Below are 25,948 nucleotides of genomic sequence, written 5' to 3' on the forward strand. Positions count from 1 at the left end.
CTGCCCTTGATGTGAAGAAGCCCGCAGACGAGTGATTGTCTGTGGGCTTTTTTGTGCGTGGTGTTTTCGTGATTGCGCCCGGCTTTGGAGCCCCCCTCACCCTAGCCCTCTCCCATAGGGAGAGGGAACCGATTGGGGGATACTCGGGATCTACACCGACCTGAACGTGCTTTGCCGAATCCATAATCGAAAGACCAATCTGCGCAAAATCCATAATCGCTTGGATCTTTCAGGTCGACGTATGACGCCAGACACCTCGGTCAGCTCCCTCTCCCTCCGGGAGAGGGCTGGGGTGAGGGTAGCTTTTGATCTTCCGACCTCAGAAACAACAAAGCCCGCACAAGGCGGGCTCTGTTCTGACTCGATCCAGCCTTAGAAGCGAAACACTTCCATATCCGTACGAATAGGTGAAGCCATCGGGATCTTCGGCTGTTTCTCGGCTTCCGCCGCCGGTGCTGCCGGCTTCGGTGCCGGTTTGCGCGGTGCTTCGGCAACCGGTGGCTGATTGGCCAACGGCTTGAGCGCCACCGACAGCTGCTCGGCCAGACGCTGCAACAACACGCCCTGCGCCTGCACCTGCGCGGCGGTGGTGCCGGCATGCTGTTCCTGCAGATGCACGATGCGGTTGTCCCGCACCTGACCACGACGGTCGATCAGGCGCCACTGCGCGTCCAGAATCGCCGGTTGCTTGGCACCGGAATCCAGACGAGTGATGGTCAACAGCACCTGCACATCCGGGGTGAAGCCCAGGGTCGCTGGCGCCAGCACTACGCGTTGACTGTCCAGATGCCCGGCAACCTGACGCAGAAGCAACTGATCGATGTCCGAAGACAGGCTGCCGGCCCAGCGGCCATCGACCGAGGCCTGCAGGCTGCCGTCCGGCTGACGCTGCAACAGGGTTTCACGTTGCAGGTAATCGGCAACGATTACAGGGCCCAGCAAAACTGCCATGCCCGCGCTTTGCGCAGGCTGAGCCGGACTTCCGCTGTCCAGCTGATACAGCGACACCGGCTGGTGAACACTGCAACCCGCCAGGCCAAGAACGCCGGCGAGCAGGAAAATAAGGGGGCGCAGAGAAGTCATCATCCCGTCCAGGTGGCCGCCACAAGGCTGACCACAGTGAAAATACTCAACAAATATGAAGAACGCTCGGCCACGCCGGCGCTTGGAAAGGCCATATCATCCGTGAATATGCGTTCCGACTCCAGCGCCAAAGCGCCGATCTACGGGTTAAATCGTAGATCGGACGCTCTAGAGAGGCGTTCTCAGTCATTTTCCCCGAAGGAGAAAACAGTACGAACGCTTCCTGGCCGCTTAATTGAGGTTTTCGACGAGCAGCGCATCCACCCGCTGGAAGCCACGTGGCAGTTTGTTACCACGGCGACCACGTTCACCTTTGTAGTGTTCGAGGTCGTCGGCTTTCAGCGACAAGGTGCGTTTTCCGGCCTGCAGCACCAAGGTGGCGCCTTCCGGAAGAACGGCGATGTCCGTGACATATTCTTCGCGACTGGCCACACGCTCACCGGAAATACCGATGATCTTGTTGCCTTTGCCCTTTCCTAATTGTGGCAGATCGCTGATCTTGAAGATCAGCAGGCGACCCTCGGTCGTCACCGAGGCCAGCCAGTTGTGCTCGCGATCGGCCACCGGACGCGGCGCGATCACCTTGGCGTTGTTGGGCAGGCTCAACAGGGCCTTGCCGGCCTTGTTCTTGGCCTGCAGGTCTTCACCTTTCACCACAAAACCGTAACCGGCGTCGGAGGCGATCACGTACAGCGAGTCCTCCTCAGGCATCAGCACACACTCGAACGTTGCGCCCGGCGGTGGCGTCAGACGGCCGGTCAACGGCTCGCCCTGACCCCGTGCCGATGGCAGGGTGTGGGTGGCCAGCGAGTAACTGCGGCCCGTGGAGTCGATGACCACGGCTGACTGGTTCGAACGCCCCGCCGCCGAAGTCTTGAAGCCGTCTCCGGCCTTGTACGACAGGCCAGTGGCGTCGATCTCGTGGCCCTTGGCCGAACGGATCCAGCCTTTTTCCGACAGTACGACGGTAACCTTCTCGTTCGGCAGCAGATCGTGTTCGGTCAACGCCTTGGCTTCGGCACGTTCAACGATTGGCGACCGACGGTCATCGCCGTAGGTTTCGGCGTCTTTCAGCAGTTCGCTGCGAACCAGCTTCTTCAGCTTGGCTTCGCTGCTCAGCAGGGCTTGCAGCTTGGCTTGTTCCTTGAGCAGTTCGTCCTGCTCGTCGCGCAGCTTCATCTCTTCCAGTCGCGCCAACTGACGCAGACGGGTGTCGAGGATGTAGTCGGCCTGGATTTCGCTGAGGGCAAAACGCTCGATCAGCTTGGCTTTCGGATGCTCCTCGGTGCGGATGATATGAATCACTTCATCCAGATTGAGGTAGGCGATCAGCAAACCGTCCAACAGGTGCAGGCGACGCTCGACCTTGTCGAGTCGGAATTGCAGACGGCGACGCACGGTCAGCACGCGGAATTCCAGCCACTCCACCAGCAACGCACGGAGGTTTTTCAGCTGCGGCTTGCCGTCCAGACCGATGATGTTGACGTTGACCCGGTAGGTCGACTCCAGCTCGGTGCTGGCGAACAGGTGCTGCATCAGTGCTTCGTGATCGACACGGCTGTTGACCGGGATGATCACGATGCGGCACGGGTTTTCGTGGTCGGATTCGTCGCGAAGATCGGCGATCTGCGGCGCTTTCGACGGTTTGGCCTGCATCAGCGCGGCGATCTGTTCCAGTACCTTGGCCCCGGAGACCTGGTGCGGCAGCGCGGTAACGATGATGTCGCCGTCCTCGACGTGGTACACGGCGCGCATGCGCACCGAGCCCTTGCCGGTTTCGTACATTTTCAGCAGGTCTGCGCGCGGCGTGATGATTTCCGCTTCGGTCGGATAGTCCGGGCCCTGAATGTGCTCGCAGAGCTGTTCAACCGTAGCTTTCGGCTCATCGAGCAGGCGCACGCACGCGGTGGCGACTTCGCGCAGGTTGTGCGGCGGTACGTCGGTGGCCATACCAACGGCGATGCCGGTGGTGCCGTTGAGCAGGATGTTCGGCAAACGTGCCGGCAACACCAACGGCTCCTGCAGGGTGCCGTCGAAGTTCGGGCCCCAGTCTGCGGTGCCCTGGCCCAGTTCGCTGAGCAGTACTTCGGAATAACGCGACAGCCGCGCTTCGGTGTAACGCATGGCGGCGAAGGACTTCGGATCGTCCGGCGCACCCCAGTTACCCTGACCGTCCACCAGCGTGTAGCGATAGCTGAACGGCTGGGCCATCAACACCATCGCTTCGTAGCACGCCGAATCGCCGTGCGGGTGGAACTTGCCGAGCACGTCGCCGACGGTACGCGCCGACTTCTTGTGCTTGGAATCGGCGTCCAGCCCCAGCTCGCTCATGGCGTAGACGATACGCCGCTGTACCGGTTTCAGACCGTCGCCGATATGCGGCAGGGCACGGTCCATGATCACGTACATGGAGTAGTTGAGGTAGGCATTTTCGGTGAAGTCAGCCAGCGACCGGCGTTCTACGCCATCTAAGCTGTCTGCAAGGTTGTCGCTCATGCGGGCCTCATCGGTTCGTTGTCTGGCGCAGCAGCATGGTGCCGCCGCGCTGAGTAAATTCAAGTTTGTTCAGGGCGCTCATGCCGAGCAGCACCTGATCGCCATGCAGCCCCGGCGCCACCAGTGCGCGGACGTCCCGCAGCACGATGTCGCCGAGTTGCAGGCGGTCGATTCGGGTGCGATAGCCCTGGCTCAGGCCATTGGCCGTGCTCAGGGTCACACCGAAACCTTCTTCCAGCCTGAGGTTTTTCGCCACCTCGGCCGGGATTGCCACATCGGTCGCGCCGGTGTCGAGCATGAACTCCACCGGCCGACCGTTGATCAGGCCGCTGGCGACAAAATGTCCCTGGGCGTTGCCGATCAATTTCACTTCGATAAAGCCGTTGCCCTGCTGCGAAGCCACTTCCACATTGGGATTACGCTGGCGTTCTTCCCACTGTCCAAAAAACCGCGTGGCCAGAAACAGCGCCGCGCACCACGCCAGAATCATCAACACCCGACCGGCGCGCTTGCCTGGTGGTTGCTGACTCAAGGGCTCGCATCCCAGCCGCCCGCAGGGGCAGCAAAACGCCACACAATCGGCCGAGACTCGCCATCGGCACGGGTTGCCGAGTTGTTGTCGACGCCGATCCACGCGCCTTGCGCATCGACCAGCAACGCTTCGGCCATTCCGTGTTCGGCGTCGTATTGACGGCTCGGAACCAGTGCATCCGCAGCGAATGACCAGCAACGCTCCTGCTTGCCCGTCAACATTTCATGCCGACAGATTTTGAAAGCATTGCGATCCAGCAGAAACAACTTGTTATTGAATAGAGCAATATCCGAAAAGTCCTTCTCGACTAATTTTGAGCCTGGGAATTGGGGCGGTTGCGGCGCCAGCCCGCCCTCTGTCATCACCACACAACCGACAGCGCAATACCATGTGTAATAAATCGGAGTAATACGCCGCTCGATTTTTACCAACCCTCTTTTTTGCCGCTCTGCTGCCAGCCAGATTTGAGTACTGGCGATGCCAGTAATCACCAAGCCTTCAAACAGCGCATTGGCGTGCGCCAACAACCCGGCTTCCCTCGCCTTTATCTGCATGTTCGGCGAGATGGTCAAAAACCAGGCCGAGGCTCCACTTGATGGGACCTTGAGAATGGCTGAATACGTTTCGCTGAGCACGTACAGATTCCGGGCAGAGTCGCAGGTGATCCCCTCAAAGTCCAACGCACCATTACCCGCAAGCGACCTGAAAAAGCTCTGGGTTTTCATGCCCAGAGTCCGCCCGGCATCGTCAGGCGCTGGTGGAACATTAATCAAAACAGCCTCGGCCTTCCACACCGTGGCTCGTGTATCGAGCTTGTACAGGCGATCGTCATCTCGATCCGAAATCGTCCACAACTGCTCACCGCACCTGGCCAGGCCGGATAGATTACCAGCACGCATGCCATCTACCGGATGCTCCGAAAGCATCAGTAATTCCGGATCAGCGGCCAGTACCAGTGAACTACAGACGAACAAAATACCCGCAACAACATAATTGAGCTTCATCATTGAATCTCCCGCAGTCGGCGTTTCAAGTTTCCCCGAGCCTTGCACGACATGTCGGAATTCAACGACCTCACTACTGTCTCGACAGCATTGCTTCAGAGCTTCATTGCCTGCACTTGAGGCCAAGGACTTCAACCACTGGCCAGTGCAGCAAAGCTGTAAATCATTGAGCGCTTCTTATCATCAGCGTGCGCATCACAAGCCTGTCCGGCGGTAACGCCCGGCCAGTCATTCCGTAACAGGCCAATCTTTCCTGACCAAAGTATTACAGGGTTTTCCGGTCCTGCTACGGATCGCGAACAATCAGCAACGCAAGATCGAAACCTAAGGCTTGGCGCTCCAGCCCCCCTCAGGCGCGGCGAAACGCCAGATGATCGGGCGAACCTCGCCATCGGCGCGCGGGCCGAAGTTGTTGTCGACGCCGATCCAGGCACCTTGAGCATCGACCACCAGCGCCTCTTCCAACCCGAAGTTCTGCGAATAACGCCGATTGGCCTGCAACAGCTCGGCCGCATACGACCAGCAGAGCTCGACCTTGGCCGTCTGCGCATCACGGCGACAGATCTGGTAGGCGTTGCGCTCAAGGGTAAACAGTTTGCCGTCGAACAGGGACACGTCGGAAAAATCCCGATTGACCGGTCGGGCTTTCGGGAACTGCGGCGGTTGCATTTCCATCCCGCCTTCGCTGAGCAGTACGCAGCGACCGTCACAATCCCACACCGTCTGCTGGCGCTTGATCAGCAACAAGCCACGGCTTTGCCGCTCGGCGGCCAGCCACATCTGATCGCCCGCCGGATTGATCGCCAGGCCTTCGAATATCGCGTTGAATTGCAGCAACATGCCACTGGCCCGCGCTTCGCGAACCATCATCGGCGAGATTTTCAGCCACGACGACGGCCCCTGCGGCGGCACTTGCAGTACGGCGGCGTGGCCTTCGCTGACAATGTAGCGATTGCCGGCGCTGTCGCAGGTGATCCCTTCGAAATCCAGATCACCGCCGCGAACAAACGACGCCGCCCAGGTCCGCGACTTGATGCCCCACGGCAAACCGCTGTCGGGTACTGGCGGCGGGTCGATGCGCACGGCAGTCGCCTGCCAGACGGGATCGCGAGTATCGAGACGATAAATCTGGTCATCGTCGCGATCCGAAACGGTCCACAGGTCATTGCCGCACAAGGCCAGCCCCGACAGGTTGCCGCCACGCATGCCTTCGACCGGGTGTTCGGCGAGCACGCGCAGTTCTTGCGCAGGCTCCGCCGACACCGTCATCGAACCCAGCAGCAACGCACCCGCCAAGGCCCGGCCAAACCGCATCAGGCCAGAACCTCGGCGAGGTTGCCCTTGGATTCGAGCCAGGTCTTGCGGTCGCCGGCGCGTTTTTTCGCCAGCAGCATGTCCATCATTTCCGAGGTCTCGGCGAAGTCGCCCCCGAGGGTCAACTGCACCAGGCGCCGGGTGTTCGGGTCCATGGTGGTTTCGCGCAGTTGCGGCGGGTTCATTTCACCCAGGCCTTTGAATCGGGTGACCTGCGGCTTGCCGCGTTTCTTCTCGGCGACCAGACGGTCGAGGATCCCGTCGCGCTCGGCTTCGTCGAGGGCGTAGTAGATCTCTTTGCCCAGGTCGATGCGGTACAACGGCGGCATCGCGACATAGACGTGACCGGCATCCACCAGCGGGCGGAAATGCTGGACGAACAAGGCACAGAGCAGGGTCGCGATGTGCAGGCCGTCGGAGTCGGCGTCGGCGAGGATGCAAATCTTGCCGTAGCGCAGCTGGCTCATGTCCTCGGCGCCCGGATCGACCCCGATGGCCACCGCGATGTTGTGCACTTCCTGGCTGGCCAGCACTTCGCTGCCGTCGACTTCCCAGGTGTTGAGGATCTTGCCGCGCAACGGCAGGATCGCCTGGAACTCCTTGTCCCGCGCCTGTTTGGCCGAACCGCCGGCGGAATCACCTTCCACCAGGAACAGCTCGGAACGCATCGGGTCCTGCCCGGCACAGTCGGCCAGTTTGCCCGGCAATGCCGGTCCCTGGGTGATGCGTTTGCGCTCGACTTTTTTGCTGGCCTTCAGACGACGGCCGGCGTTGCTGATCGCCAGCTCTGCCAGGGCCAGACCGGTTTCCGGGTTGGCGTTGAGCCACAGGCTGAACGCGTCCTTGACCACACCGGAAACGAAAGCCGCCGCTTCACGGGATGACAGGCGCTCTTTGGTCTGGCCGGAGAATTGCGGTTCCTGCATCTTCATCGACAGGACGAAAGCAATGCGCTCCCAGACGTCTTCCGGCGCCAGCTTCACGCCGCGCGGCAGCAGGCTGCGGAACTCGCAGAATTCGCGCATCGCATCGAGCAGGCCCTGACGCAGACCGTTGACGTGGGTGCCGCCCTGCTCCGTCGGGATCAGGTTGACGTAGCTTTCAGTGACCGAGGTGCCGCCTTCCGGCAGCCACAGCAGCGCCCACTCGACCGCTTCCTTGGTGCCGGCCAGGTTGCCGCAGAACGGGGCATCCGGCAGACGCTCGAATTCGCTGACCGCGTCCACCAGATAGGAGCGCAAGCCATCCTCGTAATGCCACTCGACCTTTTCGCCGGTGCCTTTGTCTTCGAAGCTGATCAGCAGCCCCGGGCACAGAACGGCCTTGGCCTTGAGCACATGCTTGAGGCGGCTGATGGAGAATTTTGGTGAGTCAAAGTATTTCGGGTCCGGCGCGAAGTACACGCTGGTCCCGGTATTGCGCTTGCCGACGGTGCCGATCACTTGCAGATCGGTGGCCTTGAAGCCGTCGGCGAAGGTCATTTCGTATTCGTTGCCGTCACGCTTGACCCGCACCCGTACCTGGGTCGACAAGGCGTTGACCACGGAAATACCCACCCCGTGCAGACCGCCGGAGAACTGGTAGTTCTTGTTGGAAAACTTGCCGCCCGCATGGAGCTTGGTGAGGATCAGTTCAACGCCAGACACCCCCTCTTCCGGGTGGATGTCGACCGGCATGCCACGGCCGTCGTCGCAGACTTCCAGCGAGTGGTCGGCGTGGAGGATGACCTGAATCGATTTGGCGTGGCCGGCCAGGGCTTCGTCGACACTGTTGTCGATGACTTCCTGGGCAAGGTGGTTCGGCCGACTGGTGTCGGTGTACATGCCGGGGCGTTTGCGCACCGGGTCGAGGCCCGAGAGGACTTCGATGGCGTCGGCGTTATAGGAGCTAGCGCTGGGAGTGGCCATAGGGTCTCGTCGTCAGTGATTCAATGAAAATGGGGCAAGACTTCACAGTGCGGTGAAATCGATTGCCTGATAGGTATCGGCGCCAATCCCGGCAAAGCTGAGCAATGCCGGCAATTGTGTAACAAATCCCTGGAAACTATGGTCGCCGCCGGCCTGAATGCGCAAGGCACAGGCCCGGTAATACTGCTGGGCGAGGCGATAATCCAGCGTTTCATCCCCGGTCTGCAACCATACCTGATATCGCTGCGGATCCTGCGGCGCCGGCACTTCCAGCTCGGCCAGGGCCGTCACGTGGTCGTGGGTCAGCTCCCAGGTTTCGTCGGTGTACAGGTTTTTCTGGGTGCCCAGGTATCCGTCGAACATCCGGTGTGGACTGACGGCCGGGTTGACCAGCAAGGCTTTCAGGCCATGGCGCTCGGCCAGGTGAGTCGCATAGTAGCCGCCGAGCGAGCTTCCCACCAGCAATGGCCGGCCGAGTTCGGCGATTGCCTGCTCCAGCTGACCGATGGCTTCGCGCGGGTGGTGATGCAGCGCCGGGACACGCAGTTGATCGCTCAAACCCAGCCGCTCCATCACCTCGACCAGCTGACAGGCCTTCTTCGAGGCCGGCGCGCTGTTGAAACCATGGATATAGAGAATCGAACCGGACATTTGAGCTCCCTGGGCGTCGGCTGAAGAAAGCGGAGTTTACAGGGAGTCAGGGGGTGTTGGGCCAGCACCCGAGGAAATCAGCGCTGCACCCGTCAATCAGTAACCGTTGGAGCCGTAATCCACCTGAAAATCAAAACCGGTGACACGCTCCACGCCGGTCTCCAGCCGCCCATCCGGCAGCAGCCGCAACCAGCGATACCCCGGTGCCTGCTCGCCGACCTTGAAGTCTTCACTGCCCGGCTCGAACTGGATGCAGGTCGATGGCGAGGCGATCAGCCGTACACCGTTGCGCTCGCGGTCGATTTCCTGATGCACATGCCCCCACAGCACGGCGCGGGCCTGCGGGAAGCGGTCGAGCACCTCGAAAAAGGCTTCCGGATTGCGCAAGCCGATCGGCTCCATCCAGGCGCAACCGATCGACACCGGATGGTGGTGGAAGCACACCAGATGATGGCGATCCGGCGCTTCGCTCAGGGAACGGGCGAGCAATTGCAGTTGGTCATCCTGCAAATATCCCGGCACCGAACCGGGCACTGCCGAATCGAGCAGGGTCACGCGCCAGTTGCCGACATCTACCACAGACTCCAGCAGTGCACTCTTCACCGTCGCCCGCGCCATGATCTGCGGTTCGTCGTGATTGCCGGGGATCCAGCGGGCCGGCGCATCGATCTGCGCCGTCATTTGGCGAAACAGCTGATAGGACTCCAGCGTACCGTCCTGGGACAGGTCGCCGCTGGCAACGATCAGGTCGATCCGCGGTTGCTGTTCGAGCACCAGATCGATGACTTTTTGCAGGCTCTCGCGGGTGTTCATGCCCAGCAGCGTTCCATCCGCTTCGGCGAACAGGTGACTGTCAGAGAGTTGCACCAGCAACGCCGTGTCGGCGGTGGTCAAAGTCGATACGCTCGGCAAGGCGTTCTCCCCCGGGATCGCGGGAATGGATAGGTGCGGCAATTATGCGGGGGGACAGCACAAAGAGAAACCGGCGAACCGGACGCAGTTCACAACTTGCGCTGGTTATCGGACTGCCGCGTATTCGTGTCCGCACGCCAGACAATGACTCAGCCACTCACCCAGGAACAGATTGAGCTGGGCCTTCTCGTCCGGCTGATGCATGGCCGCATTCGGGTAAGGATAGACGCCGCGAAAGCGTCGCGCATGCTCGGCGCTGATCACCTCGGCCATGCGCGCGTCGTGATACACCTGCACTTCCAGTTGCGGCACCGGCAGCCACGGCAGGCTGTGTTCCTGACGCACCTGCAGGGTCGTGGTGTACGGACAGGCCTGCAACACTTCCAGGGTCAGCACACCGAGCATCTGGTCGCCCTGGGTCACGGCGATGCGCCGCGCTTCGGGGTCGCTGCGCATGTCCGGCAACAGTCGCATCAGGCGCGCGTAGTTCGCCTCGCAGGCGGCTTGCAGGCCCACGAGGTCGACGCGGTAGCGATCGCGCAACTTGTTTACGACCATAGCCCCCTCACTTCGGCGCGATTGAGCGCCAGCCACTGCAAGGCGATGATGCTCGCCGCATTGGCAATCCGTCCGTCACGTACGGCCTGCAGGGCATCTTCAAAAGCCCAGACCGTGACGCGAATATCTTCGGCTTCTTCCTCCAGCCCATGCAGGCCGCCAGCGCCTTCGGTGCTGCAACGCCCCAGGTACAAATGTACGAATTCGTTGCTGCCGCCCGGCGACGGAAAGTATTTGGTCATCGGCCACAGGGCCTTGATGTCCAGCCCAGCTTCCTCCTGTGCCTCGCGGTGAGCAACTTCTTCCGGCTGTTCGTCCTTGTCGATCAGACCGGCGACCAGCTCCACCAGCCACGGGTTGTCCGTCTTGCCCAGAGCACCGACGCGAAACTGCTCGATCAGCACCACTTCATCGCGCTGCGGATCGTAGGGCAACATGCACACGGCATCGTGGCGCACGAACACTTCACGATTGATTTCGCGGCTCATGCCACCGGCGAACAGTTCGTGGCGCAAGTGCAGACGGTCGAGCTTGTAGAAGCCCTTGTAGCACTGTTCGCGTCGCACGATATCGACGGCGGTCGGAATGGCTTTGGCAAAATCGGTCATGAGCATCCTCTTTACTGCAAATCCAATACGAGGCGCCTTACCTGCGACCTCGACTTCGCGCCATCCTAACGCGCCCGTGATGTTTGATGCAGCCCCTTTACTGTCAGCGGGATGGACGGTGGAGGCGAAACCCACTCTAATTAGCTTAGTGGCGAACTGACCGCTTCGTTGAGAGTCGAAGCGGTAACTTTTTGCCTTCCCCTGCTTCAGAAAGGACGCCCATGTCGCTTTTCAAAATCGCCTCCGTGGCCGCCATCGCCCTGACTCTGGGCGCTTGCGCCAGCCTGTTCCAGCCCAACTACCGCACGCCGCTGGAAACCACCCGCGACGCCTCGGAAACGCTGAAACCGGGTTGCTCCAACCAGGACTGCCCACTGGTGAACATCGATACGTTGCGCTTCCCGGCAGAACCGGCGCTGGACGGCATCATCGAAAAACGCCTGCTGCAAATGACCCGCACCGCACCGAACGCCCCGGTGGCGCCGACGCTGGCAGCGTATCGCGAGCAGTTCCTGGCCACCGCCGGCCCGCGCAACAGCAGCTATTTGCAGGCGAAAGTACGCGAGCAGCATGACGGTCTGGTGATCATCGAAACGTCGAGCTACCTGGACACCGGCGGTGCCCACGGTACGCCTGGCCGTGGTTTCATCAACTATTCGCGTCAGCAGCACAAGGTGCTGACCCTGGCGGACATGCTGCTGCCGGGTCAGGAAGAGGCGTTCTGGAAAGCGGCGCAAGTGGCGCACAACAGCTGGCTGATCAGCACCAAGCTCGATCAGGAACCGGAGTTCGTGAAGAGCTGGCCGTTCGTCAAAACCCCGAACGTGGCGCTGACCTACGGCGGTGTGATCCTCAAGTACGACGTGACCACTATCGCGCCTTATGCGCTGGGCCACGTCGAACTGAAGATCCCTTACCCGCGCCTGAACGGCATTCTCAAGCCCGAGCTGTTTCCCGGCCGTAACTGAAAGCCCGGCCGAGCACCAGTTGCAGCAGCCCTGCCAGCACCAGCGCCGGCAGGGTCGCGCCGACATCCGGATACAGATTGGCCAGCAAGTGATAGGTGCTGATGCCACCCAACCAGGCCAATAGTGCCGGCCAGCGCAACGCGGCCGACGCCACTTGGGCACTGCGCTTGCGCAGGATGAAGTGATCTACCAGCACCACGCCGAACAGCGGCGCAAACACCGAACCGATCAGCAGCAGGAAGTTCTGGTATTGCGCCAATGGCGCGAGCAAGGCGATCAGGGTGCAGATCACACCGATGGCCAGCGCCAGATGCTCGACTTTCAGACGCAACAGAATCCCGCTGGAAACCGCCGCCGAGTGAATGTCGGCGAAAGCGTTTTCCGACTCGTCCAGCAGAATCAGCAACAGCGGAATGCCCAGACCTGCGCCGGCCAGTGCCAGCAGCAGCGCGTTGACCTCACCGCTCGGCGCAAAGGCTAGGGTGTACGCCACGCCGAGGCTCATCAGCCAGAAGTTGCCGATGAAGAAACCGATCGCCGTACCGCCGAACACGTTCTTGGCCCGCTTGCCGAAACGCGAGTAGTCGGCGATCAGCGGCAGCCACGACAGCGGCATCGCAATCGCAATGTCGAAGCCCACGGCGAGTGACATCGAGCCATCCCCGGCCTGTGCCCACAAGGCGGCGAGATCAGCCTTGGCGAAGAGGTTCCAGGTCAGCCAGATGCACGCGGCCAGAATCAGCCAGATGCCCCACTTGCGCAGGATCTTGCGCACGAACGTCAACGGCCCGCTGATCGCGAGCAAGGTCGCCAGCGCACCGAAGCACAACGTCCACAGCATCGGACTGGCCCACAGCGAACCTTCGCTGAACGCACGGGTGCCGAGCAGACTGGCGGCGTCGCGCATGACGATAATTTCGAACGAGCCCCATCCGATCAGTTGCAGCAGGTTGAGCAGCGCCGGCAGGCTCGCACCTTTGCTGCCGAGGCTGAGTTTCAGCGCGGCCATCGACGACAGGCCGGTGTCGCTGCCGATCACGCCAACGGCGGCCAGCAACAGGACGCCGACCAGGGTGCCGAGGAAAATCGCCAGCAGCGATCCCGACAGGCCCAGCCCCGGCGCCAGCAATGCACCGGTCTGCAACACCATCAGGCCGATGCCGAGGGAGAACCATAGGGAAAACAGATCGCGACCGCCGAATACTCGCTGGCTGGCGGGCACGGCGAGGTCGGGGGAATAAGTACCGGGTTGAATGCTCAAGGGTGTTATCTCAGAGGGACATTTGTTGTTGTGCTGACCCGTTGTGATCGTTCCCACGCAGAGCTTGGGAACGATCAGCGCGGGATCAAACTTTCTTGTACAGCTGACTGCCTTCCTTCCTGAACCGCTCGGCCTGTTCCGCCAGGCCCTGGGCGACGTCCACGTCGACCGCGTCGATCCGCTGGTTGGCCGCGTATTCGCGGACTTCCTGAGTGATCTTCATCGAGCAGAATTTCGGCCCGCACATCGAACAGAAATGCGCGACCTTCGCCGAGTCCTTCGGCAGGGTTTCATCGTGATACGAACGGGCGGTGTCCGGATCCAGACCGAGGTTGAACTGGTCTTCCCAACGGAATTCAAACCGCGCCTTGCTCAAGGCGTTGTCGCGGATCTGCGCGCCCGGGTGCCCTTTGGCCAAATCCGCCGCATGAGCGGCAATCTTGTAGGTGATGATCCCGGTCTTCACGTCATCCTTGTTCGGCAGACCCAGGTGCTCCTTCGGCGTCACGTAGCAGAGCATGGCGCAACCGAACCAGCCGATCATCGCCGCACCGATACCGGAAGTGATGTGGTCGTAACCCGGTGCGATGTCGGTGGTCAGCGGGCCAAGGGTGTAGAACGGCGCCTCGTCGCAGCACTCCAACTGCTTGTCCATATTCTCTTTGATCAACTGCATCGGCACGTGGCCCGGGCCTTCGATCATGCATTGCACGTCGTGCTTCCAGGCGATCTTGGTCAGCTCGCCGAGGGTTTCCAGTTCGCCGAATTGCGCTTCGTCGTTGGCGTCGGCAATCGAGCCCGGACGCAGGCCGTCGCCCAGCGAGAAGCTGACGTCGTAGGCCTTCATGATTTCGCAGATTTCGTCGAAGTGGGTGTAGAGGAAGTTCTCTTTGTGGTGCGCCAGGCACCACTTGGCCATGATCGAACCGCCACGGGACACGATGCCGGTCACGCGTTTGGCGGTCAGCGGCACGTAGCGCAGCAGCACGCCGGCGTGGATGGTGAAGTAGTCGACGCCCTGCTCGGCCTGCTCGATCAGCGTGTCGCGGAACAGCTCCCAGGTCAGGTCTTCGGCGACGCCATTCACTTTTTCCAGCGCCTGATAGATCGGCACCGTACCGATCGGCACTGGCGAGTTGCGGATGATCCACTCGCGGGTTTCGTGGATGTGCTTGCCGGTGGACAAGTCCATCACCGTGTCCGAGCCCCAGCGAATGCCCCAGGTCAGTTTCGCCACTTCTTCTTCGATGGACGAACCCAGCGCGCTGTTGCCGATGTTGCCGTTGATCTTCACCAGGAAGTTGCGACCGATGATCATCGGTTCCAGTTCGACGTGGTTGATGTTGGCCGGGATGATCGCGCGGCCGCGGGCGATTTCTTCGCGCACGAATTCAGGGGTGATTTCTTTCGGGATGCTCGCGCCGAAGCTGTGGCCGGCATGTTGCTGCTTCAACAGGCCGGCGGCGCGGGCCTCTTGCAGCTTCATGTTTTCGCGGATGGCGACGTATTCCATCTCGGCGGTGATGATGCCTTTGCGCGCGTAGTGCATCTGGCTGACGTTGGCCCCGGCCTTGGCCCGGCGCGGGTTGTTGACGTGGGCAAAACGCAGTTTGGTCAGCTCTGGGTCGGCGAGGCGTTCCTGGCCGAAGTTGGAACTCAGGCCTGGCAGACGCTCGGTGTCGCCACGGTCGTCGATCCACGCCGAACGCACGTCGCCCAGACCTTTGCGCACGTCGATCACCACGTTCGGATCGGTGTACGGGCCCGAGGTGTCGTAGACGGTGACCGGCGCATTGATTTCGCCGCCAAAGTCGGTCGGGGTCACATCGAGGGTGATTTCGCGCATCGGCACGCGGATGTCCGGGCGGGAGCCCTGAACGTAGACTTTTTGCGAACGGGTGAACGGTTGGACCGACTGCTCGTCGACCTTGGCCGAGTCACTCAGGTTGATCGCATTTTTAGATTTTGTAGTCATCACGGGCTCTCCAGACAGCATCCAGGCAGTGGATTGTCGGAGCAGAACCTGAAAGGCACGGACGCACCCAGAACGGGTGCTGTGCATCGTCGTCGATCGTTCGATTGTCGAACAATTTCCCGGACGAAGCACAAGAGGACTCGCCGGGTGACGAGAAATCTTGTTCCCTACGCAGGCGCTAACCTGATCAGGTTCAACGGGATCCGAAATTATTCGATCTCAGCCTCATAGCAAGGCACCCCGACAAGAACCCGGCCAGTCTAGACACAACCGGCAAAGAACGCCAACACCGCGGCAAACACCATGATGAATGGCGCAATTGGCAGATTGTTGCCTGCTGCTGGCGCAACTACACTCGCTACGCCATGCTGCGCCTTGACGCTGCATGGGCCGCGCCTTACCTTTGGCGCCCGGATTATTTCCATAATATTCATGCTAGGGATCGCCTCATGCTGCGCAAACTCTCACTGGCTGTTGCCGTGTCTTGTGCGTCCACCACAACGGTCTGGGCAGCAGAAGCGCCTTTATCGACCAAGACTGATCTGGTCAGCGTCTATCAGGAAGCGGTCGACAACAACGCCGACCTGGCCGCCGCCCGCGCCCAGTACGGTGCGCAGAAAGAAGTCGTGCCCCAGGCCCGCGCCGGGTTGCTGCCGAACCTGTCCGGCGGCGCTGAAGTCGCCAACGTACGCACGTCGATCGACCAGCCCTCGGCCATCGCCAACCGCAGCGCGCACTCCTATCAGGCGACGCTGGCGCAGCCGCTGTTCCGCGCCGACCGCTGGTTCCAGTACCAGGCCGCCAAGGACGTCAACGAGCAGGCCGCGCTGCAACTCTCGGCCACCGAGCAGAACCTGATCCTGCAAACCGCCGAAAGCTATTTCAACGTGCTGCGCAGCCAGGACAACCTGGCCTCGACCAAAGCCGAGGAAGCCGCGTTCAAGCGCCAGCTCGATCAGTCCAACGAGCGCTTCGATGTGGGCCTGTCGGACAAGACCGACGTGCTGCAATCGCAAGCCAGTTACGACACCGCACGCGCCAACCGGATCGTCGCCCAGCGTCAGGTCGATGATGCGTTCGAAGCGCTGATCACCCTGACCAACCGCCAGTACAACTCGATCCAGGGCATCGTCCACACCCTGCCGATCCTGCCGCCGGCACCGAACGACGCCAAGGCCTGGGTCGATACCGCCGCGAAACAGAACCTCAATCTGCTGGCCAGCAACTATGCGGTCAGCTCCGCCGAACAGACCCTGAAACAGCGCAAGGCCGGCCACCTGCCGACCCTCGACGCCGTGGCCAAATACGAAAAGGGCGACAACGACGCCCTGGGTTTCTCCAACCCGAATGCGTTCGGTACGCCGTACAGTGGCAATGTCGAGCAGAGCACCGTGGGCCTGCAACTGAACATTCCGATCTACAGTGGCGGATTGACCAGCTCCCAGGTGCGCGAGTCCTACTCACGGCTGGACCAGACCGAACAGCAGCGTGAAGGCCTGCGTCGGCAAGTGGTCGAGAACACCCGCAACCTGCACCGCGCGGTGAACACCGACGTCGAGCAGGTGCAGGCGCGCCGCCAGTCGATCATCTCCAACCAGAGTGCGGTGGAAGCCACGGAAATCGGTTATCAGGTGGGGACGCGCAACATCGTCGACGTGCTCGACGCCCAGCGTCAGCTGTACACCTCGGTGCGCAACTACAACAACACCCGCTACGACTACATCCTCGACAATCTGCGCTTGAAGCAGGCGGCGGGGACGTTGAACCCGGGTGACTTGCAGGATCTGACCCGCTACCTGAAGGCCGACTACAACCCGGACAAGGATTTCCTGCCGCCGGATCTGGCCAAGGCTGCCGAAGCCCAGCTCAAGGCCCGGCCTTAAACAAGAAACGCAGCCCTGAGGCTGCGTTTTTTTATGGGCGGTCGATCAACCTTCCCAGTCCATCGAGCAAGCGCTGCAACGCGCCCTGATTGCGGCGCATCACGCTCAGCCCGGCGTCGGCCATGCGCTGTGCGTCGCGGGGCAATTCGAACAGGCGCTGCACCTCTGTGGCCAGACCTTCGGCGTCGTCAACCTCGGCCAAGGCTCCTGCGCTGCGCAGTTGCGCGGCGATGTCGAGGAAGTTGAACAGGTGCGGCCCGCTGATCACCGGTTTCGCCAAGGCTGCCGGTTCCAGCAGATTGTGTCCGCCGTTGGGCACCAGACTGCCGCCGACGAACGCGCTGTCGGCCAATGCGTAGAGAAACAGCAGCTCACCCATGGTGTCGCCGAGCAGCACCGAAGTCTGCGCATCGACGCTCGCGCCAGTGGAACGACGCACCGTGGCAAAACCTTCACGCTGGCACAACTCGAACACCGAGTTGAAACGCTCCGGATGGCGCGGCACCAGAATCAGCAGCGCATCGGGATGGTTGGCCAGCAAACGACGGTGAGCGCTCAGCACCACTTCGTCTTCGCCTTCATGGGTGCTGGCGGCGATCCACACCGGACGCTCCAGCGCCTGCCATTGGCCGCGCAATTCATGGGCACGTTGCAGCAGTTGCGGGTCGATGGTCAGGTCGAACTTGATCGAGCCGGTGACTTCGACTGTCTCCGGGCGCGCACCGAGATCGCGAAAGCGCTGTGCTTCGGCCTCGGTCTGCACGGCGAACAGGCTCATTTCGGCGAGCATCGGCGCGGTCAGTTTGCTGAACCGGCCATAGCCCTTGGCCGAACGCTCGGACAGCCGCCCGTTGGCCAACGCCACCGGAATCCCGCGCTTGGCGCACTGGTGGATGTGGTTCGGCCAGAGTTCGGTTTCCATGATCACTGCCAGTTTCGGCTGCACGCGATCCAGAAAACGCGCCGCCGCGCAGGGCAAATCGTAAGGCAGGTAGCAATGCTGGATGCGCGGCTCGTTGGCGAACATCGCCAGGATGCGTTCCGAACCGGTCGGCGTCATGCAAGTCACGGTGATCGGCAGCTGTGGATAACGTTGCAGCAGTGCACGAATCATCGGCGCGGCGGCGATGCTTTCGCCCACCGACACGGCGTGAACCCAGATGCCGCCCGGTTGCAGGGCCGGCATGCCACAGGAGAAACGTTCGCCAATCCGCTCGGCATACGCCGGCGCCTTGCGCGAACGCAGCCACAGCCGAATCGCCACCAATGGCAGCCCCAGGTAAAACAGCGCGGTGTAGAGAGTTCTATTCATGGCGGCGGAGTTTATCGGCTTTTGCCGCCGATCGCCCGCAGGTGTATGGCAAATCGCTCCGCCAGCCAGCGAGCGGCCGGGCCAAGCGGTTCGTCGCGGCGCCAGACCAGTTCCACCACCAGCGCCGGCGGCGTCCATTCGCTGTCGAGCTCCACCATCAGCCCCTGATACGCCGAGTACTGCACCACGTGACGCGGCAGCCAGGCCCAGCCGAGATCGCGCACCAGCCATTCGGCCATCACATAGAAGCTGTCAGCGCGCCACACCTGCGGACTGGCCGGTTCGTTGCCGGGATAAATGCTGGTCTGGGTCGACATCAACAACTGCCGATGCTGAGCCAGTTGCTGGCAGGTGACGTAAGCCTGCGATGCCAAGGGATGGTTGACGCCGCAGACTGTGACCATTTCCACACTGCCCAGCACCCGGCGCTCCAGCGCTTCAGGGATTTCATCGTGATAGAACAACAACCCGAGATCGGCCCGGCGCTCCACTAGCTTGCGCGAAACCTCGCCCTGGGCGGCGCTGGTCAACTGGACTTCAAGACTGGGAAACTGCTCGGCCAGGGCGCCGAAACTTTCCACCAGCGCCTGATAGGGCATCGCCTCGTCCTGGGCCACCCGCAATTGCGCTTCCTGCCCGCGCATCATGGCCACGGCCCGGCCGTTCAGGCGCTCGCATTGGCGCAACACTTCCCGCGCCTCTTCCAGCAACGCCTCCCCCGCTTCGGTAAGACTCGGCTGGCGGCCGCTGCTACGCTCGAACAGACTCACGCCGAGATCGTCCTCGAGCACGGCAATCGCGCTGCTGATCGCCGACTGTGCCTTGCGTTGCTGCCGCGCCACGGCGGAGAACGAACGCTGTTCGGCCACCTCGACGAACACCCGCAATTGCTCCAGATTCCACTGCATGCTCATCGGCCAACCCATCTTGTAAACAGATAGGTAATGACTTTACCCCATCTGGGGAGTCACTAGAATGCCGCCTCAGAAAGCAACGCTTCACACGAGGATTTGAACATGAACGCTTACGTCTACCTGGCCATCGCCATCTGTGCCGAAGTGATCGCGACCGTCTCGATGAAAGCCGTCAAAGGCTTCAGCACGCCATTGCCACTGCTGCTGGTCGTCGTCGGTTATGGCATCGCGTTCTGGATGCTGACCCTGGTGGTGCGCAGCGTACCGGTGGGCGTGGCCTACGCGGTGTGGGCCGGCATGGGCATCGTGATGGTCAGCGTCGCGGCGCTGTTCATTTATGGGCAGAAGCTGGATATCCCGGCGATGCTCGGGATGGCGCTGATCGTGCTCGGCGTGGTGGTGATTCAGCTGTTCTCGAAAACCGCCGGCCATTGATCCTGACCTGAGCCCTTGCAGGCAATCACGCCGGCAAAGGCTCATGCCCTCCCTCTGTTGATCATCGACAAATTCCCTTTTCCCCGAGTCTGTATACTGCGCCCTCGTCTTGAACACTGAGGTCGTTGCATGCCATCTCCAATTTCCACCGACGTGCTGATTGTCGGCGCGGGTGTCGCCGGTCTCTGGCTGAACGCGCGCCTGCGTCGCCAGGGTTTCTCGACCGTGCTGGTGGAAAGCGCCAGCCTCGGCGGCGGGCAGAGTGTGAAGTCACAGGGCATCATTCACGGCGGCGCCAAGTACGCGCTGCACGGTGCGTTGACCGGCGCCTCGGAAGCCATCGCCGACATGCCGCGCCGCTGGCGTGAGGCCCTGGCCGGCAACGGCGAACTGGACCTGACCGGCGTGCGCCTGCTGTCCGAAGCCCATTACCTGTGGTCGCCGGGCACCCTCGCCGGCAACCTCACCAGTTTCTTCGCCAGTAAAGCGGTGCGTGGCCGGGTCGATCAGGTCAAGGGCGATCAACTGCCGCTGGCGTTGCAAGACAAGCGCTTCAAAGGCAAGGTCTACCGCCTCGCCGAACTGGTGATCGATGTACCGAGCCTGATCCAGCGTCTGGCCGACCTGTCGGGCGACGGTCTGCTCGCCGGCCAGAACATCGAGCCGTTGCTGGAAAGCGGCGTGCTGGTTGGCCTGAAAGTCGATGGCCGTGAGATCCGTGCCCAGCGCATCGTGCTCAGCGCCGGCGCCGGCACTGCCGATCTGCTGACCGCTTTGGGCCTGACTCATCCGGCCATGCAACGGCGGCCGCTGCACATGATCATCGCCAAGGGTCCGGGCCTGAAGCCGCTGTACGCGCACTGCCTCGGTGGCGGCACCAAGCCGCGCATCACCGTGACCACCCACCCGGCCGCTGACGGCCAGTGGGTCTGGTATCTGGGTGGTGACATCGCCGAATCCGAAGGCGTGGCCCGTGAGCCGGCCGAACAGATCGCCACCGCCCAGAAAGAACTTGGCCAGTTGTTGCCATGGATCGACCTGAGCACCGTGCAATGGGCGACCCTGCGCGTCGATCGCGCCGAACCGCTGCAAACCGGCCTGACCCGCCCGGACAACGCCTTCCTCGCCGAAGACGGTCGCCTGCTGGTGGGTTGGCCAACCAAGCTCGCCCTGGCGCCGGACTTCGCTGACCGAGTGATTGCCTCCCTGGAACGCGACGGTATCCAGCCGAGCCATCCTGGTCCGCTGCCCGAGCTGCCAAAACCACCGATGGGCGTTCCCGCCTGGGAGCAATTGCTGCCATGAGCCTGCCGACCCTGCACGATCTGCATCGCCCACTGGGCAGCACCGGCCTGCTGGTTTCGCCGCTGGGCCTGGGCACCGTCAAACTCGGCCGCGACCAGGGCGTGAAATACCCCAACGGCTTCCAGATCCCCGACGATGACGCTGCGCGCATGTTGCTCAAACAGGCGCGGGAGCTGGGCATCAACCTGATCGACACCGCCCCGGCCTATGGCCGCAGCGAAGAACGCCTCGGCCCACTGCTGCGTGGCCAGCGTCAGGACTGGGTGATCGTCAGCAAGGTCGGCGAAGAATTCGTCGACGGCCAGTCGACCCACGATTTCAGCGCCGCTCACACCCGGATGTCGGTGGAGCGCAGTCTGCAACGTCTTGAAACCGATTTTATCGACCTGGTGCTGGTGCACTCCGATGGCAACGATCTGGCGATCCTCAACGACAGCGAAGTCTACGCAACCCTCGCGGCGCTGAAGGCCGAGGGCAAGATTCGCGGCTTCGGTTTTTCCGGCAAAACCGTCGACGGTGGCCTCAAAGCACTGGAGCAAGGCGACTGCGCGATGGTCACCTACAATCTGAACGAACAAAACGAGAAGGCGGTCATTGACTATGCTGCTGCCCACGGCAAAGCCATTCTGGTGAAGAAGGCGCTGGCCAGTGGTCATGTGTGCCTGAGTCCCGGCGTGGATCCGGTGCGCGCCAGCTTCGAGTTGCTGTTCGCCCAGCCCGGCGTGGCCAGTGCCATCGTCGGGACGATCAATCCGCTGCACCTCGCCCACAACGTTGCGACCGTTGCCCAGGTCCTTCGTGGTCACTGACGCCGCCTCGCGGCCTTAAGCAGGAGCCGACATGCCGCGTACGCTCATCAGAAAGAACCCGAGCAACTTCAAGACGCTGCCGCTGTTCGTCGAAGCCACGCCGGAAGGCCTGACCTACCAGAGCGTCGGCATGCCGCTGAATTTCGCCCAGACCCTGCAGCGGCGCAAACCGGTCAGCGTGGCCGACGCCGAGCGCTTTGCGCTGGAGCTGGCCAACCTAGGCGTTTCGGTGCGTCTGACCCTGCACTGGCAGAATCGCGATTACTGGGTGCTGGTGCGCCAGCGGCGGCAGGATCGCGGCGACGTCGTGCTCAAGCTGATTTCCGGCTACGTGCCAGCCCATGAACTGAACATTCCGCTGCACACGGCGATCCAGGAGATCGCCGAAGAATGCCTGCTGGAAACCCCGGAAGGCTGGCTCGGCGGGCGCTTCAACGACACGTGGCTGCCAGCGCCGTACGCATCGGCACTGCATTATCGCGAGGCCCTGCCCTTTCGCCTGACGCCGCTGTCCGGCTCGGCCCGGCCGGTGCGCTGCGCCAATCTGCAACTGCTCGAACGGCCACGGGCCTACGTGCATTTGCCGACCGCGTCCCTGCAACTGATCTATGACCTGCGCCTCGACGTGCCCAAGGAAGCCAAAAACCTCAGCCTGTTTCATGTCGATGAACGGCTGGAAGGCGATCAACTGGTCGCCCGGCTCGACCGCAAACGTCCCGATCTGTATTTGATGCCGTTGCAGGACGGTGAGCCGCTGCCTGAGCTGTACACGCTGAAGAAAGGTCAGTTGTACCCGGCCGGCACTCGCGGTCTGTACCTGGCGGAAAGCTTCGCCAGACAGGACGGCTGGCTGGTGCGCGATGAGCGGATTCGCTGGAAGGACTGGCTGCGCCAGCAGGGTCTGACGCCGCCGCCCAGGGACACGGGGCTGGCACGGTTGCGCGGCAAGGCCAAACAACTGCTGAAGAAGATCGTGCCGCGCAAGAAAGTGAATTCCTGAACGGCAAAAGACCGCGCCTGCGAGTGACTCCGGAGAGTCATCGCAGACGCGGTCTTTATGTTTGCATCACTCCGACTTGCGGATCTTTTCCACAATCGCCGTGGTCGAGCTGTTCTCCACAAGCCCCAGCACTTTGACGGCGCCGCCGTAGGCTTTGACGATATCAGCGCCGACAACCTGGTCGATGCCGTAATCGCCACCCTTCACCAGCACGTCCGGCTTGACCTCGCGCAGCAGGTTTTCCGGGGTGCCTTCGGCAAAGCTGATGACCCAGTCCACCGCACCGAGACCGGCGAGAACCGCCATGCGCCGGTCGACGCTGTTGATCGGCCGGCCCGGCCCTTTCAGGCGGCTGACCGAGGCGTCGTCGTTGATCGCGACGATCAGGCGATCGCCCTGGGCTCGCGCCTGCTCGAGGTAGGTCACGTGGCCGGCGTGCAGGATGTCGAAGCAGCCGTTGGTGAACACGATCTTCTCATTGTGCGCACGGGCATCGGCGACTGCCAGCAGCAGTTGCTCCAGCCCCAGCACGCCACGCTCGGAACCTTCTTCACGCTGAATGGCGCGACGCAGTTCCGGGGCGCTGATCGCCGCGGTACCCAACTTGCCGACCACGATGCCCGCCGCCAAGTTGGCCAGCGCCACCGCGTGCGGCAATTCTTCACCGGCAGCAATCGCGGCTGCCAGGGTGGAAATCACCGTGTCGCCGGCACCGGTCACGTCGAACACTTCACGGGCCCGCGCAGGCAAATGCAGCGCCGGATGATCCGGACGCAGCAGGGTCATGCCGTGTTCGCCACGGGTCACCAGCAGTGCGCCGAGATCCAGGTCGTGCATCAGCGTCGCGCCCTTGGTCACCAGCTCGTGCTCATCGGCGCAACCGCCGACGATGGCTTCGAACTCGCTGAGGTTCGGGGTGATCAGGCTGGCACCACGGTAGATCGAGAAATCCTTGCCCTTCGGGTCGGCCAGCACCGGAATGCCTTTGGCACGGGCGGCCTGGATCAAGGCCTGATGGTTTTTCAGGGCGCCTTTGCCGTAGTCGGACAGCACCAGCACCTTGATGCCTTCGAGCAGGTCGTCGACCTGCGCGCCAAGGGCCAGTGCATCGGTGGCGAACGGTTCTTCGAAGTCGATACGCAGCAATTGCTGGTGCCGGCTCATGACCCGCAGCTTGACGATGGTCGGCTGGTGCGCGATGCGCTGGAACAAGGCTCGTACGCCCGCACCCTTGAGGCTGTTGCTCAGGCTGTCGGCGGCTTCGTCGTCACCAGTCACACCGACCAGCGACGCCGGCGCACCCAGCGCGGCAATGTTCAAGGCAACGTTGGCGGCACCGCCCGGGCGGTCTTCGATTTGCTCGACTTTAACGACAGGAACCGGCGCCTCAGGGGAAATCCGTGAGGTACCACCATGCCAATAACGGTCGAGCATGACATCGCCGACCACCAAGACAGGGGCTTGATCGAATCGCGGCATGGACAACTTCATGGAGCAACCCACATACAAAATGAACAGGGGCGCGATATTAACACAGGGTTGGCGAAGGCTTGTGCGGTGGCTGCAACAGGATGAAACAGCTGGCTTTTTTGCTCATTTTTCAAGCAGCAAAGCCGCCAGCCGTTCGCAGGCCTCGCTTGGCTCGATCTCTTCCGTGTCGATACGGAATTCCGCCGCCAGCGGAGCCTCGTAAGGACTGTCGATGCCCGTGAAATGCTGGATACGACCCTGACGCACCGCCTGATACAAACCTTTCGGATCACGGCGCTCGCACACCGTGAGCGAAGTGCTCACATGCACTTCGACGAAGTCGCCCTCGGCAAACAGTCGCCGCGCAGCATCCCGTTCGGCTCGAAACGGGGAAATCGCCGCAACGATGACGATCAGCCCGGCATCGACCATCAGCCGGGCGACTTCGGCCATGCGCCGGATGTTTTCCCGGCGACCGGCATCGTCCATACCCAGGTCCCGGCACAGGCCATTGCGCACGTTGTCGCCATCGAGCAGAAAGGTGTGCCGCCCGAATTGATGCAGGTGCAGCTCCAGCGAATTGGCCAGGGTCGACTTGCCGGCGCCGGATAATCCGGTCAGCCACAGGCAACGCGGCCGCTGCCCGTTGAGCGCGGCCCGGGCCTGGCGCGGCAGCGCCAGGTTATAGGGGCTGATGGCGGGCGTTGTCGCCAGACTGTGCAGCGCCTCATTCATAACCGAGCAACTCGTAGTCGCGCTGATAGGCCCGACGCACCAGCCGACGGGTTCGCGCCGAGCAGAACTCCCGCGCCTTCAGTGGTTGACGTTGCCGCGAGCTGTTGACGTGCGGCAACTGACACACCATCCCCAAGCGGTCACAGACCTGTTTGAAATCCTGTTCCAGATGTTCCTGGTAACCGATGAAATCCAGAGCCAGATGCCCCAGCGAGTCGGTGAGAAAGTCGGTCTGTGCGGCAAAGTGCAGCTGCCGCGAGATCGTCTCCGGATGCAGCCAGCGTGCGACAAAATCGTCGAAATCCCGATATTGTCGAACCATCTGCTGAGCGGCGTGATCACGCCCGCTCAAGGTGTTGCCATGCAAAAAGGCGTACGCCGAATAGGCGCGCTCCAGCGGGTCGCGCACAAAGGCGAATTTGTAGGCGGCGGCATATTGCTCGGGAAATTGCTCTTCGTACCAGTACAACGGCAAGTGTCCGGGACGCCAGCCGTCGAACATCGCCGCACACAAGCTGCTTCCGGCGCATTTGGGTACGTGGATAAACAGACAGTCGCGCTGCTCGAAGGCGGCAGGAAAGGCCAGACTGGCCGACATCGATTTGTTCACCACTTGCCGGTCAACCACCGACAGACGCCCCAGCAAAAAGGCCCGCTGCGGCTTGGGCAGCAATTTCCAGAGATAACGTTGCAGCATGCCAGCACCCGCGCGAAGAGGATGGCCCCTTCGATTGAAGTCAGAGTTCGTTCAGGAACCTTAACAAGCGCGATGCCGGGTTTTATGCCGGTTTGGTCAAGAAGGGTAAAGGTCTGGAT

At 61.9% G+C, this 25,948-nt stretch carries 23 protein-coding genes and 1 riboswitch; of the genes, 6 read left to right on the forward strand and 17 right to left on the reverse strand.

What is annotated here, in order from left to right:
* Positions 1–372: 372 nt before the first annotated feature.
* From QRN46_RS21715 to QRN46_RS21760, 10 genes are all read right to left on the reverse strand, one after another.
* A complete protein-coding gene (locus tag QRN46_RS21715; protein WP_041475125.1) occupies positions 373–1,083 on the reverse strand; it encodes a PqiC family protein in 711 nt (236 codons plus the stop codon).
* Positions 1,084–1,314: 231 nt separating this feature from the next.
* Complete coding sequence (gene parC / locus QRN46_RS21720) at positions 1,315–3,579, reverse strand: DNA topoisomerase IV subunit A (RefSeq protein WP_011332166.1); 2,265 nt, start codon at positions 3,577–3,579, stop codon at positions 1,315–1,317.
* Between the two features lie 7 nt (positions 3,580–3,586).
* Complete coding sequence (locus QRN46_RS21725; protein ID WP_007952204.1) at positions 3,587–4,111, reverse strand: retropepsin-like aspartic protease family protein; 525 nt, start codon at positions 4,109–4,111, stop codon at positions 3,587–3,589.
* Positions 4,108–5,115: an esterase-like activity of phytase family protein gene (locus tag QRN46_RS21730; RefSeq protein WP_041475492.1), complete on the reverse strand. Its 1,008-nt coding sequence runs from the start codon at positions 5,113–5,115 to the stop codon at positions 4,108–4,110. Before QRN46_RS21730 ends, QRN46_RS21725 begins: the two co-directional genes overlap by 4 nt.
* Positions 5,116–5,439: 324 nt before the next feature.
* Positions 5,440–6,429: an esterase-like activity of phytase family protein gene (locus tag QRN46_RS21735; protein ID WP_011332164.1), complete on the reverse strand. Its 990-nt coding sequence runs from the start codon at positions 6,427–6,429 to the stop codon at positions 5,440–5,442.
* Entirely contained in the window at positions 6,429–8,336 is a 1,908-nt protein-coding gene (gene parE / locus QRN46_RS21740; RefSeq protein WP_011332163.1) for a DNA topoisomerase IV subunit B, read from the reverse strand. Before parE ends, QRN46_RS21735 begins: the two co-directional genes overlap by 1 nt.
* Before the next feature lie 42 nt (positions 8,337–8,378).
* On the reverse strand, positions 8,379–8,987 hold the full coding sequence (locus QRN46_RS21745; RefSeq protein ID WP_064382909.1) for a YqiA/YcfP family alpha/beta fold hydrolase: 609 nt from the start codon (positions 8,985–8,987) through the stop codon (positions 8,379–8,381).
* Between the two features lie 96 nt (positions 8,988–9,083).
* Entirely contained in the window at positions 9,084–9,899 is an 816-nt protein-coding gene (gene cpdA, locus QRN46_RS21750; RefSeq protein WP_011332161.1) for a 3',5'-cyclic-AMP phosphodiesterase, read from the reverse strand.
* A 105-nt stretch (positions 9,900–10,004) separates the two neighbouring features.
* A complete protein-coding gene (locus tag QRN46_RS21755) occupies positions 10,005–10,457 on the reverse strand; it encodes a DUF1249 domain-containing protein (RefSeq protein ID WP_007952222.1) in 453 nt (150 codons plus the stop codon).
* On the reverse strand, positions 10,448–11,065 hold the full coding sequence (locus QRN46_RS21760; protein ID WP_011332160.1) for an NUDIX domain-containing protein: 618 nt from the start codon (positions 11,063–11,065) through the stop codon (positions 10,448–10,450). The genes QRN46_RS21755 and QRN46_RS21760 overlap by 10 nt, the downstream gene beginning before the upstream one ends.
* A gap of 221 nt (positions 11,066–11,286) precedes the next feature.
* On the opposite strand from QRN46_RS21760, the gene QRN46_RS21765 reads away from it, so the two are divergent.
* The gene (locus QRN46_RS21765) at positions 11,287–12,033 is read left to right on the forward strand and encodes an RsiV family protein (RefSeq protein ID WP_201817198.1); all 747 of its coding nucleotides are present in this window, start codon (positions 11,287–11,289) and stop codon (positions 12,031–12,033) included.
* Here QRN46_RS21765 and cytX read toward each other — a convergent pair.
* The gene (gene cytX / locus QRN46_RS21770) at positions 12,002–13,294 is read right to left on the reverse strand and encodes a putative hydroxymethylpyrimidine transporter CytX (RefSeq protein ID WP_285357145.1); all 1,293 of its coding nucleotides are present in this window, start codon (positions 13,292–13,294) and stop codon (positions 12,002–12,004) included. The genes QRN46_RS21765 and cytX overlap by 32 nt on opposite strands.
* Before the next feature lie 85 nt (positions 13,295–13,379).
* Entirely contained in the window at positions 13,380–15,269 is a 1,890-nt protein-coding gene (thiC, locus tag QRN46_RS21775; RefSeq protein WP_108559280.1) for a phosphomethylpyrimidine synthase ThiC, read from the reverse strand.
* A 147-nt stretch (positions 15,270–15,416) separates the two neighbouring features.
* A riboswitch (TPP riboswitch) is annotated at positions 15,417–15,522 on the reverse strand.
* 196 nt (positions 15,523–15,718) lie between these two features.
* Here thiC and QRN46_RS21780 point away from each other — a divergent pair.
* Positions 15,719–17,152 (forward strand): TolC family outer membrane protein, encoded by a 1,434-nt coding sequence (locus tag QRN46_RS21780; protein WP_011332156.1) that lies wholly within the window; start codon positions 15,719–15,721, stop codon positions 17,150–17,152.
* 31 nt (positions 17,153–17,183) lie between these two features.
* Here the strand turns inward: QRN46_RS21780 and waaA are convergent, their stop codons facing one another.
* A complete protein-coding gene (gene waaA, locus QRN46_RS21785; protein WP_011332155.1) occupies positions 17,184–18,464 on the reverse strand; it encodes a lipid IV(A) 3-deoxy-D-manno-octulosonic acid transferase in 1,281 nt (426 codons plus the stop codon).
* Positions 18,465–18,475: 11 nt separating this feature from the next.
* On the reverse strand, positions 18,476–19,378 hold the full coding sequence (locus tag QRN46_RS21790) for a LysR family transcriptional regulator (RefSeq protein WP_285357149.1): 903 nt from the start codon (positions 19,376–19,378) through the stop codon (positions 18,476–18,478).
* Between the two features lie 102 nt (positions 19,379–19,480).
* Between QRN46_RS21790 and QRN46_RS21795 the strand changes: the two genes are divergently transcribed.
* The 4 genes from QRN46_RS21795 to QRN46_RS21810 all read left to right on the forward strand — a co-directional run bounded on the left by QRN46_RS21795 (position 19,481) and on the right by QRN46_RS21810 (position 22,927).
* Positions 19,481–19,813 (forward strand): DMT family transporter, encoded by a 333-nt coding sequence (locus tag QRN46_RS21795; protein WP_011332153.1) that lies wholly within the window; start codon positions 19,481–19,483, stop codon positions 19,811–19,813.
* A 129-nt stretch (positions 19,814–19,942) separates the two neighbouring features.
* A complete protein-coding gene (locus tag QRN46_RS21800; protein ID WP_011332152.1) occupies positions 19,943–21,118 on the forward strand; it encodes an NAD(P)/FAD-dependent oxidoreductase in 1,176 nt (391 codons plus the stop codon).
* Positions 21,115–21,927, forward strand: coding sequence for an aldo/keto reductase (locus tag QRN46_RS21805; RefSeq protein WP_011332151.1), 813 nt, complete (start codon positions 21,115–21,117; stop codon positions 21,925–21,927). The genes QRN46_RS21800 and QRN46_RS21805 overlap by 4 nt, the downstream gene beginning before the upstream one ends.
* Before the next feature lie 31 nt (positions 21,928–21,958).
* Positions 21,959–22,927, forward strand: coding sequence for a hypothetical protein (locus QRN46_RS21810; protein ID WP_011332150.1), 969 nt, complete (start codon positions 21,959–21,961; stop codon positions 22,925–22,927).
* Between the two features lie 66 nt (positions 22,928–22,993).
* Here QRN46_RS21810 and hldE read toward each other — a convergent pair whose 3' ends face one another.
* The 3 genes from hldE to QRN46_RS21825 all read right to left on the reverse strand — a co-directional run bounded on the left by hldE (position 22,994) and on the right by QRN46_RS21825 (position 25,829).
* Positions 22,994–24,418, reverse strand: coding sequence for a bifunctional D-glycero-beta-D-manno-heptose-7-phosphate kinase/D-glycero-beta-D-manno-heptose 1-phosphate adenylyltransferase HldE (gene hldE, locus QRN46_RS21815; protein ID WP_011332149.1), 1,425 nt, complete (start codon positions 24,416–24,418; stop codon positions 22,994–22,996).
* Positions 24,419–24,520: 102 nt separating this feature from the next.
* On the reverse strand, positions 24,521–25,132 hold the full coding sequence (gene cysC, locus QRN46_RS21820) for an adenylyl-sulfate kinase (protein ID WP_221615489.1): 612 nt from the start codon (positions 25,130–25,132) through the stop codon (positions 24,521–24,523).
* Complete coding sequence (locus QRN46_RS21825) at positions 25,125–25,829, reverse strand: sulfotransferase family 2 domain-containing protein (protein ID WP_011332147.1); 705 nt, start codon at positions 25,827–25,829, stop codon at positions 25,125–25,127. The genes cysC and QRN46_RS21825 overlap by 8 nt, the downstream gene beginning before the upstream one ends.
* Positions 25,830–25,948 lie beyond the last annotated feature (119 nt).

This window comes from Pseudomonas sp. lyk4-R2A-10 (genome assembly GCF_030209075.1).
In the GTDB taxonomy this organism is placed as follows: Bacteria; Pseudomonadota; Gammaproteobacteria; order Pseudomonadales; family Pseudomonadaceae; genus Aquipseudomonas; species Aquipseudomonas glycinae.